The sequence below is a fragment of the Rhodohalobacter sp. genome (assembly GCF_034521535.1).
Taxonomy (GTDB): Bacteria; Bacteroidota; Rhodothermia; order Balneolales; family Balneolaceae; genus Rhodohalobacter.
In genome coordinates this window covers 87,196-104,820 of record NZ_JAXHMF010000007.1, presented here as the reverse complement: position 1 = coordinate 104,820, position 17,625 = coordinate 87,196, and the positions used below count along the sequence as shown (strand labels likewise).

The following is a 17,625-nucleotide window of genomic DNA, read 5'->3' as shown; positions in this document are numbered from 1 at the left end:
GACCAGCAGTTTTTGGTTAATTTATACTTGTCTTAACATGAGACTACATATTAGTTATGAATTTCATATGAAAACATTCACTCCAAAGAGATTTTTCAGTAGAAACGCTTTCATATTTTTACCGTATGCTCAATTTCATTTTCCTATATTCCTCTTTCTTAAGAATAGTTAAACCAATTTGAATGAATTTATATCAACTGCTCATTGCCATAACTGTTGCATTTCAATTTCTCGCTATCCGGGGATTTGCTCAAACCACCGAACCCATTCCCGCTCCTACCGACTTTGAAGTCCATGCCGTATTTACTGAAAATCCGCCTTTCATAGATGGAAACCTGGATGATCCGGCCTGGCAGGATATTCAACCCATTACAACATTTACCCAGGTATGGCCACAGGACGGAGCTCCGGCTACGGAGGATACCGAAGTACGCATCGCCTACGATCGCGACAACCTCTACTTTGCATTCCGGTTTTATGATGAAAATCCGGATCTGATCCGAGCCAAGAATCTGGAGCGCGGCGGTCGAAATAACCGCGATGATCACGCCTATATCGGGATCGATACCTACCTAGACGGACGAAACGCCTATCTGTTTGAAATGAACGCCTTGGGAACTCAGGATGATGCTCTAATAACAGATGAGACCCTGAACTATGACAGTTTTTCCTGGGATGCCGTTTTTCTAAGCGAGACCACCATCGATGATGAGGGATGGACGCTGGAAGTTGCCATCCCATTTCGTCAGCTTCGTTTCCCGGAAGGAGAAGAGCTGGAGTTTGGCCTGATGGTTTCGCGCATGATTAATCGGAAAAATGAAAGGGTTCTCTGGCCTGCCATCGGAATGGAGTATGGAGGAAGTTTCGGAGCTCTTGCCGCCGCTTCTCAGTATGGGCGCCTTAAAGGTTTGAAGGGAATCAACAGGGGGAAAAATATTGAGATCAAGCCGTACCTCATTTCCGGTGCGCAGGAGATCCGTCCCGATCTTCAGAATGAAGAAACAGATATCGACTACAACTACGATTTTGGCGGAGACCTCAAGTACAGCATCTCCTCCAATATGACTCTCGATCTTACCGTAAATACCGACTTTGCCCAGGTGGAAGCCGATAATGTTCAACTGAATTTAACCCGTTTCAATCTTTTCTTCCCTGAAAAGAGGGAGTTCTTTCTTGAGCGTGCCGGACTCTTTGAGCACGGAAATGTCCGGTCCACTCAAACATTTTTCTCACGGAATATTGGCCTGACCGATCAGATACTCACCGGTGCCCGGGTAACGGGTCAAACAGGACGCTACTCCATCGGACTCATGAATATTGAAACCGGTAACGGTATGAGAGATCTTTTTGGAGTGAATTCCACTAACAATACTATCGCCCGGCTGCAGGCAACCCTGTTTCCCCGTGCAACCGTTGGCACCATTTTCACCAATGTGGAACGTCCGGGTGGCTACAATCGCGCCATTGGAGTCGATACCAAATATCGATTCTGGAGCTCCAGCCAGTTCGACGCATGGTTTACAAACGTTTGGGACAACAACACTCTCCTGAACGATGCGGCCGGAAACATCTCAATTCAACTTGAAAACGACCTCTACGAAGGCGGGACTTCATTTACCTCTGTTGGAGAAAATTACCGACCCGAACTTGGTTTTGTACGCAGGCTTGATTTCCGCCAATACTCCGCTAATCTTGAGTATAAACCCAATGTGGACTTCAGTCTGATACCCTCCACCTCCATCCGCAAGCTATACCTCCGATCTTCCTACGACTATTTTGAGGGTCAGGACGGAACACTTCAAACAACGGAGTTTTCAGCTTCCATTCGTTCCGAATTTGGAAACCGTCAGTCTTTTGAAATAGAGTACGAACGACAATTTGAACGTCTTGTCAGTGATTTCGCACTTCGGTCGAATGCAATCATCCCTGCAGGTGATTATACCTTTCACACTTTCTCAGCCCAGGGAAGAACAGATGAAGCCCGGAATGTCTTCGGATCGTTTGATTTTTCAACCGGTCAATTTTATGACGGAAACCGCACCGATTTTGGCGTCGATTTCGGATTCCGACAGTCCAAACATTTACATGTGGAAGGCGGGGTGAGTCACAATATTATCCGGCTACCCTTCGAAAACGGAGATTTTGAAGCCACGACTATTCGTACGTCCATTTTGGGCGCCATCAGCCGAAAGCTGTTTGCCAGGGCATTGGTGCAGTACGATAACTTTTCCCGGAATCTTCAGACCAATCTTCGCATCAACTGGATCCACCGACCCGGCAGTGATCTCTTCCTGGTGTTTAATACGAACTATCACATTTCCGGAGATAATGAAGATCTGTTCGATCCGCGAAAGAATGTCATCCTGAACAGCCGCGCCGGAATTGTGAAACTGACCTACCTTATCATGATTTGATCCACCGGTTTGCTGGTTAATGTGGTGAAATAAAGGAAGCCCAAGTGGGCTCAACATAGGAGCCGATCATTCATGGCCGTTTTATTTCTCGCTGAGTTTCGCAGATTATTTCGCAAAGCCTCGCTGATAGTTTATTCATCCAATTTATAAACTTTCCACTTCTTTATTCCAATGAATAAACGTTTTGTAAAGCAATTCATACAGAGCCCAGAATAGGTTCAAAACGCGAGATGGTCATCAATGGCCGGAAGATCCAATCTGAACGAAATAGCCGGTTTGGGGTTTTTAACAATACTCTGTAACCAACTACAATCCTATGAAATACCTGATCATCACCATTTCTCTTTTATTTGTGAGTCAAACGCTTTTTGCGCAAGATTTTGCTCTTGAACAACTGGAAGATTCACCTCGTCATCATGAGTGGGTTGAAGTTTCAGATGGCGACCGTACCATCCACAACTTTGTGGTCTACCCTGAAGTTTCTGAAGACGCCATGGCTGTTATTGTCATTCACGAAAACCGCGGACTGACCGACTGGGTTCGCAGTTTTGCAGATCAGCTTGCGGCTGAAGGTTATATCGCCATTGCCCCGGATTTGCTGTCAGATTTTGATGAGGAGCATCAAAAAACATCCGATTTTGAATCTTCCGATGCCGCCCGGAATGCACTTTATGAACTGGACCAGGACCAAATTACACAAGACCTGAAAGCTGTTCAGGATTATGTAACACAGCTGCCGGCTGCAAACGGAAATGTTGTGGTTGCCGGGTTTTGCTGGGGTGGATCTCAGACTTTCAGATATGCAACCAACGCGGATGGACTTTCCGCAGCTCTGGTGTTCTACGGCAGTGCTCCTACCGACGGTGAGCAGATCAGCCAGATCTCAACTCCGGTCTATGGTTTTTATGGTGGAAATGATCAGCGCATTAACTCCACGATTCCCGAGACTTCCGAACTGATGCGCGAATATGACAAAGAGTATATTTACAATATTTATGAAGGAGCAGGTCACGGTTACATGAGAACCGGCGATGCCCCGGATGCTTCTCAACTTAACAAAACTGCACGTGACAGCTCATGGGAGTGGATCCGTGGAATTTTGTCTGATTTAGATGAATAGAGCAGGTTTCTTAAACAACGTGAGTTCGATATGTCTTATACATAAAAAAGACTTATTCCTGTTTTTAAAGTACAAGATAGCCACGGAAACACGGAAGGCACTGAATAATCTCTGTTTTTCCTGTTTCAGTGGCTAATATATAACCAATTTCTATGAACAAATGATGTTTAAGGACTTTTAGCTCAGATTTTATCTCGAACTCACGTTAATTACCTGTAAGCCAGTTTGATCTTATCTGAAGTTGTGCCGAACCGGCAGTTTCGTCCAATTTTGTTTGAATGGTTGGATCTGCCGCAAGTTCTACCTCAACCATTCGCTCCTCTCCCATCCGTTTGAATCGAATTTCAACACGATCGCCCGGTTTTTTAGTGCTGAGAATTTCATCCACGCTCTCCACTTCAGACAACAAGATTCCGTCAATCGAAACAATCTCATCATTCCGATTGATACCTGCTTCGTAAACAGGAGAACCGACAAGCGCATTGGTGCTCAGCTTCCCTACCCCATTTTCAATCGTGATTGGTGTACCTAACACCGCTTTGTCCGGATTCGCTTTCTCCAGGCTGACGCCCGCCGTCTTCAATAACTGCTGATAGTCCGGCAGCTCGCTGTCATAGATGTAGCGTCTGAAAAACTCATTTGAAAATTCCTCCCCGGCGTATTCTGAAAGTGCATCCCGAATATCGCGAACCGTATATGGAATTTCTTCCCGACCGTATTTATCCCAGACCAATCTCATAAAATCATCCAGATTCAGGCTTCCCCCTTCATTTCTAAGACTTAAGTCGAGTGCTAGTCCCAGGATACTGCCATAGGTGTAGTATGAGATAAATGTGTTTTCGCGGTTGGTTGGATCCACTGATCGGGCTGCATCCACAAACGGCGCCTGATAGCTCATTTCAATCGGGTTGTGATAGTTTCTACCCGGTGAGTTCTTCACATAATTAATTCCGCCTGAAAGTCCCTCAACATAGTCTTGTTCTGATATGATGCCGGCCCGAACCAGCGTCAGATTTGTATAGTAACTGGTAAATCCTTCGGCGAACCAGAGTTCACCGCTCATGTTTGCCTCTTCAAAATCGAACGGTTCGAGGGAAGCAGGACGAATCCGCTCCACATTCCAGACATGGAAAAACTCGTGAGAAATGGTGCTGATCCGGTAGTTGCCCAGCTCCCGGTCCATCGGTTTGGATCCGGTAACTACGGTTGAATTACGATGCTCCATCCCGTCACCGCTGGCGTTGGGCATGTAGCAGTTCAGAAAAGTGTACTCTCCGTAATCGAACTCCGGCAGCTCCCCAAACACCTCACGCTGTTGGTGAACAATAGCCATCACATTCTCGAAATACGCATCAACCTCTTCATCTGAGGCATGCGTATGAAGTACCATCCGGATATTCTGTCCATCCACTTCCTGTTCCCGCAGATGAAAGTCGGCAATCTCTACCGGGCTGTCGAGAAAATAGGCCAAATCCGGTGCATGGTATCGATTTCCTTCCAGGTGCTTAAGCTGAGTGGCCACTTTCCAGTTTTGATCAAAGTCTGTATTAAAAGTAATTTCGATGGGCCGGTGCTCATAATTTCTGGCCCAGGCAAACGTCGCCGGCATATTCAGGTGGGCGTGGACTTCATCAACTTGTGAATACGTGCCGCCTCCACGGTTTGCAAAAAGCGTGTACTCAAAACGAACGGTTCCGTTATGGCCGCTAACATTCCACTGATGCGGATTCGGGCGCGTTACCGGAAGCTCATTTCCATCTTCATCATACGCTTTCACGTTATAGACATTCTTGGCGAATTCATGAAGAGCATAGCGTCCGGGCGAAGTACGGCTCATCCGAACTTCCAGCACCTTCTCTTCCAGGTTATCAAAATGAACCGAAATTTCCGCCTCGTGATGTATGGCATTCTCGAAGGAGATATCGTATTTCGTAGTGGTTTGAGCAGTTACAACACTGTGCAGGCAGAAAATGAAGACGAAAAAGAGGAACCGTTTTTTCATAGAATGAGATAGATATGGTTAACAGAATCAATCTGAAAGTAAGAAACGATCTCCTCTATTAGAAATCAGCTTTGAAAGCTCTGAACCGGTACGAAATCCGGTTCTATTCAGCAGCGATCAAACTGCTCATTTCCCCCGTATGCGTAAGCGTGAGCCGGTGCATGGCTCGCGTGCAGGCGATGTACAGCATGCTGCGATCCACAGCGGTCTGATAGTTTTCGGCCGATACATGCGGCACAATCACACGATCAAACTCAAGGCCTTTCGCAAGGTGCGCACTGGTAATCAAAACACCTGAACTCAACGCGCTGCTGCCGGGAGTGAGCAGGTGCAGATCCTCTTCGTGTTTCGACAGATATTTGAACAGTTTCTCTGCCTGTTTCTGCGTTTTACAGAGAACGCCCAGCGTATGATCCTCCGATTTTTTGAACTCCCTGATCTTCTCCAGGATCTATTTTCTTTTCATCCACCGGTTTTTCAAACGACAGAATTTGCGGCTCTTCACCGTGGCGTTCAACCGGTTCAACATCCGCCCGCGGTGAAACTCTCAATGTAAAGTTTGTGATCTCAAGCGTTGAACGATAGCTCTTCATCAACGTAACCGACTGAGCGTTCTGAAATACCTCTTCAATATCATCGGCAGTGGTGGAACTGTAAGGATTCACGTTTTGATTGGCATCTCCCAGAATGGTTTTATTGCATGGAAACAGGCGTGAAAGCACCGCGTACTGAACCGGCGTATAATCCTGCATCTCATCCACAATAAGGTGTTTCACCTCACCGAAACTATCCGCTCCTTTAAGCTGCATTTTCAGATACATGAGCGGGAAAAGATCGGCGTACTCATAGGTAGATCCTTTCGCGTACTGAAACATATCAGGCCGGTCAATTCTATCGTAGAACTGCTCATAAAGCACTCTCAGATTATCGCTGCCCATCATATTTTTGATTTTCTTGCGAACCTCCTTTTTTTCCTCCGCCTTCAGGTCGTACTTGTATTTCCTCTTTACCATTTGCAGCACATCGGTTGCAATCGCGCGATGGCGCTTCATCAGCGGCAGGTGATTATTGGCGTTGTAGCGTGCTTTTAAATAGTTCGAGTGAATTTTCTTGAACCGGATTTTCAGATCGTGTGCCCTGAACCGCTCTCTTTTGAGCCAGTTCGAGTAGGATGTCAGTTTCTGCAGAAAGTCAGGAGTAGATTTGAACTCAATCCTGCGTATGTAATCCTCATCATGATTTTCCAGCAGCTGATTAACCTGCTCGAAAAAGCCCTGAAAGTTATACTTGTCGTTCAATACCCGGTTGGCAAGCTCCTCCATTCCCATCTCCGGGATGGTATCCTCACCCAGTTCCGGAAGTACGTTGGAGATGTAATCGGAAAAGACCTTATTTGGGGAGATGATCATAATATCCTTAGAACTGATCTCCTCCTTGAAGCGATAGAGCAGAAACGCAATTCTGTGTAACGCAATAGACGTTTTTCCTGATCCGGCCACACCCTGTATAATCAAAACCGATGACGTCTCATCTCGAATAATTTTGTTCTGATCGCGCTGAATAGTTGCGACAATATTCTTCATCTTATCGTCGGCCGAGCGGCTCAGTTCTTTCTGAAGCACATCATCTCGGATATAGAGATCCGACTCCAGCATCATCTCCATCTCGCCCTCTTTGATTCGGTACTGACGCTTCCGCTCAATCTCTCCTTCTTTCTTGCCCGATGGTGCCTCAAAGGACGCCTGTCCCGGTTCAAAATCGTAGAACATGCTCGATACGGGTGCGCGCCAGTCGTGAATTACATTCTCATTCTCCTCTTCATCAAAAAAGGAGTGAATGCCCACATAGACCGGCTCGCTCTTTTGGCTTCGCTCTTCGCGAAAATCGATCCGGCCGAAGTAGGGAGTTTTTATCAGTTTCAGCAGACGTTTTTTGTATTCAACGGCGGCCTCTCCGGTGATCGCCTGCATATTTACAGACTGTTTGATCGAGGCTTTCTCAGCCGCGTCCATCCCGGTTTTATTTTCGTAGAGATAGTTTTTCTGCTCCTGCAGCTCTCTGGAATAGCGCTCTACATTTTCATCAACGTCCTGGTATGCGTCTTCCAGTTTGTCAATGACTTCGTTTAGATAGTTTCTCTCGTCTTCTTCGGTCTTGTTGAACATCTGTACTGTATAGGTTCGCTTTAAATAAAATTGAGGGAGTGAAGATAAGGCGATTCGGGCTGAAAGTTTAACACTGATAAAAAATCAAAAATAAAACCGCCGGTCTCATCAACCCTGCAGATTTTCAATCCATAAAAAAAGGCGAGCCGCACTGACTCGCCTTTAAAACCTGAGCTCGATTAATGAAAAAAAATCTTCACTAACAAGCTACCGTGTGTACAAATCTTAAAAAGATATTGAAGAAGGTATCAAGATCAATATGAAGTATATCAGCCATTATAGCCTCTATTAATGAGATCCCTCCGTGCGTTCGCTACGCCTGCCTGTGCTAAAGCTTCAGCAGACAGGCTCTCTTAGTCGGGACGACAAGGCATTGGGTAAGGCAGCAGCGGGCCTGTCCTCCGTAGCATCAGCGCAGGCGGGCATAACTGACTGTGTTTTGGAAAAGCTTGGGAGCTGCCCGCTGCCTATTCCCAGACTCAGCCTGTCATTCCGACCGGAAACCCCGACTGCTTTTTTGTCGGGGTTGCAGTGGAGGAATCTCCGGAAGACCATTTATGATTTACTAAGGCGATGATCTATAAACAAATTTATTAATCGAACTAAGGTTTAAACAATCAGAATGAATATAGAATATTACTCAAAATCTGTAATCAGTACCTCGGAAGGTTCTGTTTCCTGCTGAAGACGTTCAGCTGTTGCTTCAATACCTCTCAGTACCCGCAGCATATTTTCACCGGCAATTTTTCGGAGATCATCCTCACTGTACCCTCTTTTGAGAAGTTCCGCAAAAAGATCCGGATAGGTAGAGACGTCCTCAAGACCGGTTGGAAGGGAGGAAACTCCATCATAGTCACCGCCAATCCCGATGTGGTCCACACCAACTTGATCACGGATGTGATCGATATGATCCGCAACCTGTTCCAGGGTGGATTTTGGCATCTCATTCTCTTCGCTCCACTCATCCATCATTTCGCTGATGATATCCGGCTGACCGGGATAGAGCGACTCCATTTTTGCAAGATATCCGCTTCGTTCGGCATACCACTGTCGAAGTTCTTCGGAAGTGAAAGACTCCACAAATGTGACCATTACAAGGCCATCTTTTTCAGGCAGAAGTGCCAGTACATCATCCGGTACATTTCGGGGGTGGTTGGAAATCGCACGGGCATTGGAGTGTGAAAACATAACTGGAGCTTCGGATAATTCAATAGCGTCTTTCATTGTGGCCGGAGTTACGTGCGACAGATCCACCGCCATTCCAAGCCTGTTCATCTCCCGTATAACTTCCTCACCAAACTCGCTTAACCCGTCGTGCTGCGGTTCATCACCTGCAGCATCAGCCCAATCCAGTGTACGGCTGTGTGTAATTGTCATATATCTCGCACCCAGGTCATAAAACATCCGAAGTGTTGCAAGGGAATTTGAAATCGAATGGCCACCTTCCATTCCAATGAGAGATGCAATTTTACCTTCTGCAAAAATACGCTCCACATCATCAGCGGTGTAGGCCATTTCAAACTCATCCGGATATTTTTCGGCCATACGGTAGACAAAGTCAATCTGTTCCATGGTGCGTTTTACCGCTTCATCTTCCGGAATGCTTGCCGGAACATAAACCGACCACCATTGAGCTCCCACATATCCCTCTTTAAGTCTCGGAATATCAGTATGCATGGGATTTTCAAGCTGGGTTGTATCGTAAAAATCCAGTTCGCTGAATTTGTATCCCACACGATTACGGTACTGGTACGGAGCGTCGTTGTGCCCGTCAAAAAGCGGTACACTTTCCAAAATTTCAATTGCCTGCTGGCGATACTCGTCACGATCTGTTTGTGCAGACAGTGAAGCGCATCCCATAAACAGGACAGCTGTAATAAAAATTGCGATTAGTTTAGTAGTGTTTTTGAGCATATGATTTCGATTGATTTAATATTTCTTACTAAAATAGTGCTTCTGCTGACGAAGGCAAGCCGTAAAACAATCTATTACAATTCCTGTTCTTCAAATGATTCGTATGGAACGACTGCCGTTCGTATCCTGATAAACGGATCCGTTTGTGTCCACGCAAATAACAGACCATCATCAAACGCTTCCATTTGCGGAAATCCACTGGATCGCGACGGTGAAGTTACACCCACTGTTACAGAATTTTTCACGTTCCCGTCAGGATCCACTTCCGAAGCGACTACATCACCCACATCTCCGCGATGACGCAACCAACTCACATAGAGTGTGCCGTTTTCGAGCATGGCCAAATCAACGCGTCCGGTTGAGCGATCTCCGGCAATCAGAATCGGCTCACCGAATGTCTCGCCGCCATCGTCAGACCGAATCAGGTACGTTCGTGATTCATTCTCCTCCATTGTGTACCAGGCCACAGCTACCTGATCTCCATCAGCAACAATTTTGGGTCCGTTTACAGGGCAAGCCCCAATTTTCCACTGATCATCATGAACAGCTTTTGGCTCACTCCATTCACCCGTTTCCAGAGTGTATCGCGAAATATAGATATCCCGGATTTCATCTTCAGTCCGATTACGATAAACCGCAAGATATCCGTCCTCTGTTCTTACCAGGTCGGTCGGGCAGCAGTCACAAACAGAATCATCTATCAATCTGCTTCTTAAAATCTCGCCATCCCGGGTAATTTCAGCAGAACGGAGAGTCATGGATTTATTCATATCCTCGTACTCATCATCGGCTCTGCCATCAGTATCTCTACCGTCCAGCCAAATAGCCAGGATTCGATTTTCATCAATCGGGCGCATACTTACAAACCCATGCTCAGTTGGCGTATTATCCATATGAGGCGTTATGGCATCTCCCCACCGGTTGGAATCTTCCTGAGGAAAAGCGACCTGAACGTGATAGGCGTAAGGCCCGCCTTCAACTTTCTTCAGCCAGTGCGCAGCCGTTACCTCTCCGTCAAAACCGGTAATTGAAGGGAAATCTGCCCAGTTAACGAAAAAGTCAGTTCCCACTTTTACAGTGCCGGGTCTTGTCCAACCTCCATCATTATAGGTTGAATATTGAAAAGCAAACATATCCTCCTCTATTCCCATCAGCCAGCTCATATAAATTTTGCCGCTCTCATCCTGATGCATATATGGATAGCGTGATCCCGTTTCTGCAGGGCTGGTCAGGGCATACTCATAAACAGGCTGCTGTAGTTGATCCCCATTGCATGAGATCATAAACAAAAAAAGAATAGCCGCGCTAATATGTAACAATAACTTCATTTGAGAATAATTTAAATCAGATCAGAATGATTGGTATTTTTCAGGCTTAAAATAACTTTGAACGGCCTAACATCCTAAACCGGTTCAGGCTCCGAAAACCTTTTTGAAGAGTATTATTCACATCTATGCTTCAACTCGATAAGATTACACTTTATTTTGGCGACCGTCCGCTTTTTGACGGAATTTCTGCAACAATTAATCCCGGTGAACGAATCGGTCTTGTTGGACCCAACGGAGCCGGAAAATCCACGCTTCTGAAAATAATTGCAGGAGAACAAGAGGCAGACTCCGGCAGTGTGAATATGAGCAACAGCGCTACAGTCGGTTATCTTCCACAAGATGGTGTAGATCCCGATCCTGATCTTACGGTTTACCAGGAAGTTGAACAGGCTTTTTCAGAGATTTTATCATTGCGGAAAAAACAGGAGCAGCTTCAGCATCAACTCGATACGTTAGACCCTGAATCGAAGGAACACGAAAAAACTCTGGACGAATTCGGGCAAGTACAGCATCAGCTGGAAAATATCGGAAGCTATACGCTGCAGGCCGATATTGAGCGTGTGCTGATGGGACTCGGCTTCAATGAAAAGGATTTCTCGCGATCCACTACAGAATTCAGCGGTGGTTGGCTGATGCGTATCGCCCTGGCAAAATTACTGCTCAGGCAACCCACCTATCTCCTGCTTGATGAGCCGACTAACCACCTCGATATTGAGTCGCTTCAGTGGATTGAATCCTTTCTGAAGAACTACAATGGAACAGTGATCATTGTTTCTCACGACAGGGCTTTCCTGGATTCTGTTATAAAACGCACCCTCGCACTGCGCAGAGGTAATCTGGATGACTACGCAGGCAACTTCAGTTTTTATGAAAAGAAATATGCGGAAGAGCAGGAGCTTCTGAAAAAACAGTACGAGAATCAGCAGAAAGAGCGGAAGCAGACTCAGGAGTTTATCGATCGATTCCGTTATAAAGCAACCAAAGCGAAACAGGTTCAGAGCCGGATCAAGCAGCTGGAAAAGATGGAGGAGATTGAGCTGGATGAAGAACAATCTGAAATTTCATTCAGCTTTCCGCCTCCGGAGCGATCGGGACAGGTTGTTCTAAAGCTCAGAGACCTGGTTAAAAAGTACGATGACAACACGGTATTTGACGGCATCGATTATGAAATAGAGCGCGGCGATAAAATTGCGGTTGTAGGTCCAAACGGAGCGGGTAAATCAACACTCATTCGAATTCTGGCCGGTATCGAACCGATCACATCAGGAAAGAGAGAAGTCGGTTACAACGTTACACCCGGATATTTTGCACAGCACCAGGCAGAAGAGCTGGATCCGAAAAACAACGCCCTGGAGGAGATGCGCCTGGCCGGATCCGGAGAAAATGACACAAAACTGAGAACAATACTGGGCTGCTTTCTTTTTGTGGGCGATGATGTGTTTAAAAAAGTCGGCGTGCTGTCCGGCGGTGAAAAGAGCCGGGTTGCACTGGCAAAAATGCTGCTCAACAGCGGTAATTTTCTGATTTTTGATGAGCCGACCAACCACCTGGATATGCAGTCGAAAAACATTCTTCAGCAGGCTCTACAGCAGTATGAAGGCACCTTGATGATTGTATCCCACGACCGGGATTTTCTGGACCCGATTGTCAACAAAACACTAGAAATTCAGCCGGGCTATATTAAAACATGGCTGGGTAATGTGAGCTACTACCTCGACAAAAAGCGGGAGGAACGCGAAGCTGAAGATGTTCAAGCCGTAGAACAGAAATCAGAAAAAAAGAAAACTTCGGATCCGACCGAAGGAATGAGCCGGAAAGAACAGCGCAGGTTCGAAGCAGAAAAACGAAATACATTATCAAGAAAAGTTAAGCCGCTCAAAAAGCGCCTGCATGAATTTGAAAACGACATTGAAGAACTTGAGGAGAGAAAGATGGAAATTGAAGAGCTGATGGCGGATCCGGGTTTTTATGATGATGAAGACCGGGTAAAAGAGATCTCTTTGGAGTATGAGTCGGTAAAGGCAGAATCCGCTGAAAAGATGGAGAAGTGGGAAGAGATCGCCGGACGTATTGAACATATCGAAAACTCTTTCGATCAAGAGTATAAAGCTTCTCTTTGATATGAAGCTCGCTATCCTTCAGCCCGTTTTGATTCCCGACCTGCACGATATCGCCACCATGATTTCGGTTGATCAGATTGTCTATCAGGATAGCGAACAATGGTCACGAAAAGGCAGAACGCACCGGGCATTGATTAGAACTCCGGAGGGAACCGATTACGTCTCCGTGCCGGTGATGACCGCAGATAAGAAAAAACCGATCAATCAGGTGCGGATTGATCACGGCCGTGAATGGATCAATCCTCTTCTTCGCTCATTAAAGTTCAACTACAGCAACAGCGTCTATTATGATTTCTATGAGCCGGAAATCCGTGCGGATATCGAGATGGGACACAATTTCGAGCATCTGCTCGATTTTTCACTCTTTTTAAAAAAGCGCCTTTTTCAATTTCTTGAACTTGAGATTCCGGCTGAGATTCAATTTTCAAGCGGGATGGAGCAGTACACTTCTGATCCTGATGAACTGGCAAACAGATTGGGGGCAGATCTATATTATCAGGAGCATGATGCCCGGCACTACCAGCGGCAAGGCAAAAACAGAAGTAAAGTAAATTTCACCCATCCTGAATACCGGCAACACTTTGAAGGCTTTGAACCCTATTGCTGTCTGCTTGATCTGCTATTTCAATACGGCCCGGAGAGTTTCCGGATATTTGATGAGTTGGTTTGAAAAATCGTCAATTTGAAAAATACGGCTCCGGATCCACGGAGAGCTGGCTGTGAACTGCATCTCTAAAATCTTCAGCATTTTTCAGTCCCTTAATTCTTTTCTTTTGAATACCAATTCCAAACAGAGTCAATATTCCTTTGTTCCACCACTTATCTGTCAATGTCTGGTAAACTGTCACGTGTTCAATTTTATCGATCGGTATACTTTCGGCTCGCAAGTAAAAATAGCCGGAAACAACTACCAGACGCTTATTAGTAAGAATGTATTCCGTATATGTCCATTTAATCAATCCGAAAAGAGTCCAAATAGCCCCAGCAGAAATAAAAATCGTGTTTGCTATAGGATTCCCTCCACTTATGCCTACAACAATCATATAAGTTAAATAAAACACACCTCCATAAAACATTGCGGGATGTTTGCAACTCCGAAAAAGAATCTCTTCTTCTGAATCGAGCTGGATTTTCTTTTTTACCATCAATAAGAACTTAGATATTCAATACATACTTCCGGCACGAATATGGAAGGCCTCAAGTATTCACTACTTTCCAAAAAGTTTTCGATCCAAAGAGTATTTACCGGGACCCGTCAAGAAAAGAACGACAAAACTGATCAGAAAAAACAGCCCCAACTCTTTATCACTGAATGGATCACCCGCATGAGCTACGAAGACGGCAACAATCATCGTGATGATCAGTGGTATTAAGGAAATTCGGGTCATCAAACCAATCACTACCAGTGCAGCGCAAATCGCTTCGGCAAATGCGACCAGAATTAATGAGGCTGTCGGACCAATGCCGATGGGATCGCCAAAGCTGAAGTCTCCTTCCAAAACCTTCAACAGTTTAGGAATTCCATGAGTGAGCATCAGGGCCGCGGCACCGATTCGAAGTAAAAGAATAGCAACATCAGGTCTGACAAATTCATCAAGACGAGTAGAAAAAAGTTTTTTAATCATGATCTGTTTATGGGGTTAAAAAAAATTATAACAGAGACTATCTTAAGAACAAATACACTCCAATCTTTCTCTGTTTGTAAGTTCAACCATAACCACGATTAAAAAGCTCCATTTGCGACTCTCAAAAATTTGATAAGGTGAAATAAGCGACAACAGGACGCACCTACGGAGCATGATGGTAATCCCATCACATTTTCTATAAACAGGTGATTCCTCCGGAATATTTACTTTTTGGTTTCATTTTGCTCTATGACCTAATAACTATATTGCGGTTCATTTGTTTGAAATCCAGACCAATCCAGCAGATCACACTTCTTGAATTTGCTTAATCAGATCATCCAATACTCGCCGGTCGGGGTGCTCTTCATCCAGGCCTAATGCATCCAAAACCTCTCTGGCAGAAGATGCATAATCGGCAGCCTGTTCCTTGTTACCCTCAGCAAGTTCAAGTTCGGCCAGGTTGCGAAGATTGTCGGCAACGTGCCGGTGTTCCATACCCAATTCACGACGATTCATTTCCAGTGCCTGTAACAGCAGCCGCTCAGCTTCCGCACTATTCCCTTTTACCTGCATTGTTTGCCCCATATTTGCAAGCACAAGAGCGATATCATGGTGGGAATCGCCGAAAACCGAACGATAGATTGATAAAGCCCGTCTCAGCCACTGTTCGGCCTGATCCACTTCTCCCATGTCTCTTGCAACAACTGCTGCCGCATTCAGGATTACCGCTGTAGAGGGATGGTCAGGTCCGAGAACCCGGCTACGAATTTCAAGTGCTTCTTCGAGATGTATTCTTGCCTGTTCAAGTTCACCCCGGCGCGATTGCAGCCAGCCAATCTGATACAGCACACTGGCTACAGCCGGATGATCATCACCGAAAATGTTGCGACGGATGCGCAGTGCTTCCCGGTAACCGGCTTCAGCCTCTTCCAGCCGATTCATTTGATCCAGAAGAGTAGCCAGATTGGTCATTGAATAAGTAGTAGTCGGATGTTCATCACCCAGAACTGACCGTCTCATTTCCAGCGCGGACCTGTAAAGTGGCTCGGCCTCTTCACGCTTGTCTTGTGCAGCCAGTACCAGAGCCAGGTTATTGAGTGATGCTGCCAACTCAGCACTTTCAGGAAGCTCAGCCCTTCGCAGAGTAAGTGCCTCCTCCAGCAGTTCTTGTGACTCGTCAAGCTGCCCGAGTGAAAACAGTGCCAAGCCAAGATTGTTCAGACGTTCAGCCAGCGCCGGTTTATTTTCAGGGCTTGTCAGCTCCAAAGCTTGCCTGTGCGCCTCCTCTGCTTCATTGTAACGGCCTAAGGAGGACAAGGTGTATGCCCGCATTGTCCAGGCATTTGCCAGGCTTACTGAATCAGGGGATGCCTGTTCCTCCAGCAATGAGAGCGCCTGACCCGATAGATTATGTGCGGTTTCATGCTCAGCCAGTGAACGGTACACTCTTGCCAGAACCATATACATTTCGGCCTGAACCAATGGCGCTTCATCCAGCGTTTCTATCCTGTCTCTTCCCTGTGCCAGTAGGCTGCCAACAGTAAGTTCTTTTCCGGAGCTGGAGTAGGGATCGGATTGTTCAAATAGGCCTACCACAAATTCGCTGACCCGCGCCGTTTTAGCAGCTTCAAGCTCGGCCAAGTCACGCTGTATTTTTGCGATATCGCGCTCTTTTCTTATTTCGGTGGTATGATAGTATAAACCCGAAATAATGATGATAAGAAGAAGAGCTGCAAAGGATGAAATCTTCTTATTACGCTGTATAAATTTACGAGACCTGTAAACAATCCCCACCGGCCGGGCCGATACCGGTAAATTATCCAAATATCGTTTCAAATCGTCAGACAGCGCCTCAGCTGAGCGGTAACGGCGGTCGGGCGATTTTTCGAGAGCCTTCAGAATAATGTTATCCATATCCCCCTTAAGCTGCCTGTATAAATCCTTAGACTTTCGAACTACAGAGCTTGGTTTCGGTACCGGATCATCACATATTTTTCGCTCAAATTCGCCGTAGGTGGTTTGTTCAGTAATTGTGTACGGCAACGAACCGGTTAATAGTTTATAAAGCAGAACTCCCAAAGAGTAGACATCGGTAAGGGTATTTACCGGTCCATTTTGGATCTGCTCAGGTGCGGCATACTTCATTGAGAAATATTGCTGCCCCGACCGGGTTAATTCAGGCAAATCCCCATTCTGATCTAGCAGTTTTGCAATGCCGAAATCCAACAGTTTACATTCGCCTTCCGGATTAACCAGGATATTTGAAGGTTTCAGGTCCCGGTGAATAATCAGATTTTGATGGGCATATTGTACGGCTTGGCAAACAGAGATAAACAACTCAACGCGCTGCCTTACTGACAAATTATTTTCATCCGAATAGGTGGTGATGGGCTGGCCATCCACGTATTCCATTACCAGGAACGGAACACCGTGCTCATCGGTACTTGCATCGTAAAGACGAGCAATAGAAGGGTGATCAAGCGATGCCTGAATCTTCTTCTCACGGTTGAATCTTTTTTTGACCTCGCTGTTGTTAAGTTCTGTTCGAACAAATTTTATAGCCGTTTTCCGTTCAAACAGTCCGTCAGCTCGCTCGGCCAGGTAGACATTACCCATTCCACCCCTGCCAATCGGTTTAAGGAGTTTATATCTGCCAACTTTTCTAGGCATGAACTCTTCTTCTGTTTCCAGAACCGATTCAGATGCCAGATCTTTGTACAGACTGTTCAGGTATTTATCCCGACCCTCTTCAAGAAAATTTTGGGAGTTTTCAGTTAGTTCAAGAAGGTGCTTGAGATCCTTATAAAGCTGCGGGTTCTCTTCACGCAGAGTTTCTAGCCGTTTCTTCTTTTCACTCTCACTAAGGTCAAAAAGTGCATCAAATTCAGCTTCAGTATTTTTCCACCTTTTTTTATCCATGCCCCCTTAATATCTGAT

At 45.8% G+C, this 17,625-nt stretch carries 12 protein-coding genes; 4 read left to right on the top strand and 8 right to left on the bottom strand.

Annotated features, from left to right (window positions below):
• The first annotated feature begins 182 nt into the window (after positions 1-182).
• On the top strand, positions 183-2,414 hold the full coding sequence (locus tag U5K35_RS17305) for a carbohydrate binding family 9 domain-containing protein (RefSeq protein WP_322572773.1): 2,232 nt from the start codon (positions 183-185) through the stop codon (positions 2,412-2,414).
• A gap of 316 nt (positions 2,415-2,730) precedes the next feature.
• Positions 2,731-3,534, top strand: coding sequence for a dienelactone hydrolase family protein (locus tag U5K35_RS17300; protein WP_322572772.1), 804 nt, complete (start codon positions 2,731-2,733; stop codon positions 3,532-3,534).
• Positions 3,535-3,739: 205 nt separating this feature from the next.
• On the opposite strand, the gene U5K35_RS17295 is transcribed toward U5K35_RS17300, so the two are convergent.
• From U5K35_RS17295 to U5K35_RS17275, 5 genes are all read right to left on the bottom strand, one after another.
• The gene (locus U5K35_RS17295; RefSeq protein ID WP_322572771.1) at positions 3,740-5,536 is read right to left on the bottom strand and encodes a M61 family metallopeptidase; all 1,797 of its coding nucleotides are present in this window, start codon (positions 5,534-5,536) and stop codon (positions 3,740-3,742) included.
• 103 nt (positions 5,537-5,639) lie between these two features.
• The gene (locus U5K35_RS17290) at positions 5,640-5,825 is read right to left on the bottom strand and encodes an ATP-binding domain-containing protein (RefSeq protein ID WP_416221660.1); all 186 of its coding nucleotides are present in this window, start codon (positions 5,823-5,825) and stop codon (positions 5,640-5,642) included.
• 100 nt (positions 5,826-5,925) lie between these two features.
• Positions 5,926-7,701 carry a HelD family protein gene (locus U5K35_RS17285; RefSeq protein WP_322572770.1) on the bottom strand — a complete coding sequence of 592 codons (1,776 nt, stop codon included), beginning with the start codon at positions 7,699-7,701 and terminating at the stop codon, positions 5,926-5,928.
• A gap of 636 nt (positions 7,702-8,337) precedes the next feature.
• Positions 8,338-9,615 (bottom strand): dipeptidase, encoded by a 1,278-nt coding sequence (locus tag U5K35_RS17280; RefSeq protein WP_322572769.1) that lies wholly within the window; start codon positions 9,613-9,615, stop codon positions 8,338-8,340.
• Positions 9,616-9,689: 74 nt separating this feature from the next.
• Complete coding sequence (locus U5K35_RS17275) at positions 9,690-10,943, bottom strand: hypothetical protein (protein ID WP_322572768.1); 1,254 nt, start codon at positions 10,941-10,943, stop codon at positions 9,690-9,692.
• A 125-nt stretch (positions 10,944-11,068) separates the two neighbouring features.
• Here U5K35_RS17275 and abc-f point away from each other — a divergent pair, with 125 nt between their 5' ends.
• Complete coding sequence (gene abc-f / locus U5K35_RS17270) at positions 11,069-13,063, top strand: ribosomal protection-like ABC-F family protein (RefSeq protein ID WP_322572767.1); 1,995 nt, start codon at positions 11,069-11,071, stop codon at positions 13,061-13,063.
• Position 13,064: 1 nt separating this feature from the next.
• Positions 13,065-13,733 (top strand): WbqC family protein, encoded by a 669-nt coding sequence (locus U5K35_RS17265; protein WP_322572766.1) that lies wholly within the window; start codon positions 13,065-13,067, stop codon positions 13,731-13,733.
• A 7-nt stretch (positions 13,734-13,740) separates the two neighbouring features.
• Here U5K35_RS17265 and U5K35_RS17260 read toward each other — a convergent pair whose 3' ends face one another.
• From U5K35_RS17260 to U5K35_RS17250, 3 genes are all read right to left on the bottom strand, one after another.
• Positions 13,741-14,208, bottom strand: a complete 468-nt coding sequence (locus U5K35_RS17260) for a PH domain-containing protein (RefSeq protein ID WP_322572765.1) — start codon at positions 14,206-14,208, stop codon at positions 13,741-13,743.
• Positions 14,209-14,271: 63 nt separating this feature from the next.
• Complete coding sequence (locus tag U5K35_RS17255; protein WP_322572764.1) at positions 14,272-14,688, bottom strand: DoxX family protein; 417 nt, start codon at positions 14,686-14,688, stop codon at positions 14,272-14,274.
• 306 nt (positions 14,689-14,994) lie between these two features.
• Complete coding sequence (locus U5K35_RS17250) at positions 14,995-17,607, bottom strand: tetratricopeptide repeat protein (protein ID WP_322572763.1); 2,613 nt, start codon at positions 17,605-17,607, stop codon at positions 14,995-14,997.
• Positions 17,608-17,625 lie beyond the last annotated feature (18 nt).

Excerpts from the sequence above, each read along its gene's own strand:
- U5K35_RS17305 (WP_322572773.1), top strand. The coding sequence starts at position 183 with ATGAATTTATATCAACTGCTCATTGCCATAACTGTTGCATTTCAATTT.
- U5K35_RS17300 (WP_322572772.1), top strand. The coding sequence starts at position 2,731 with ATGAAATACCTGATCATCACCATTTCTCTTTTATTTGTGAGTCAAACG.
- U5K35_RS17295 (WP_322572771.1), bottom strand. The coding sequence starts at position 5,536 with ATGAAAAAACGGTTCCTCTTTTTCGTCTTCATTTTCTGCCTGCACAGT.
- U5K35_RS17285 (WP_322572770.1), bottom strand. The coding sequence starts at position 7,701 with ATGTTCAACAAGACCGAAGAAGACGAGAGAAACTATCTAAACGAAGTC.
- U5K35_RS17280 (WP_322572769.1), bottom strand. The coding sequence starts at position 9,615 with ATGCTCAAAAACACTACTAAACTAATCGCAATTTTTATTACAGCTGTC.
- U5K35_RS17275 (WP_322572768.1), bottom strand. The coding sequence starts at position 10,943 with ATGAAGTTATTGTTACATATTAGCGCGGCTATTCTTTTTTTGTTTATG.
- abc-f (WP_322572767.1), top strand. The coding sequence starts at position 11,069 with ATGCTTCAACTCGATAAGATTACACTTTATTTTGGCGACCGTCCGCTT.
- U5K35_RS17265 (WP_322572766.1), top strand. The coding sequence starts at position 13,065 with ATGAAGCTCGCTATCCTTCAGCCCGTTTTGATTCCCGACCTGCACGAT.
- U5K35_RS17260 (WP_322572765.1), bottom strand. The coding sequence starts at position 14,208 with ATGGTAAAAAAGAAAATCCAGCTCGATTCAGAAGAAGAGATTCTTTTT.
- U5K35_RS17255 (WP_322572764.1), bottom strand. The coding sequence starts at position 14,688 with ATGATTAAAAAACTTTTTTCTACTCGTCTTGATGAATTTGTCAGACCT.
- U5K35_RS17250 (WP_322572763.1), bottom strand. The coding sequence starts at position 17,607 with ATGGATAAAAAAAGGTGGAAAAATACTGAAGCTGAATTTGATGCACTT.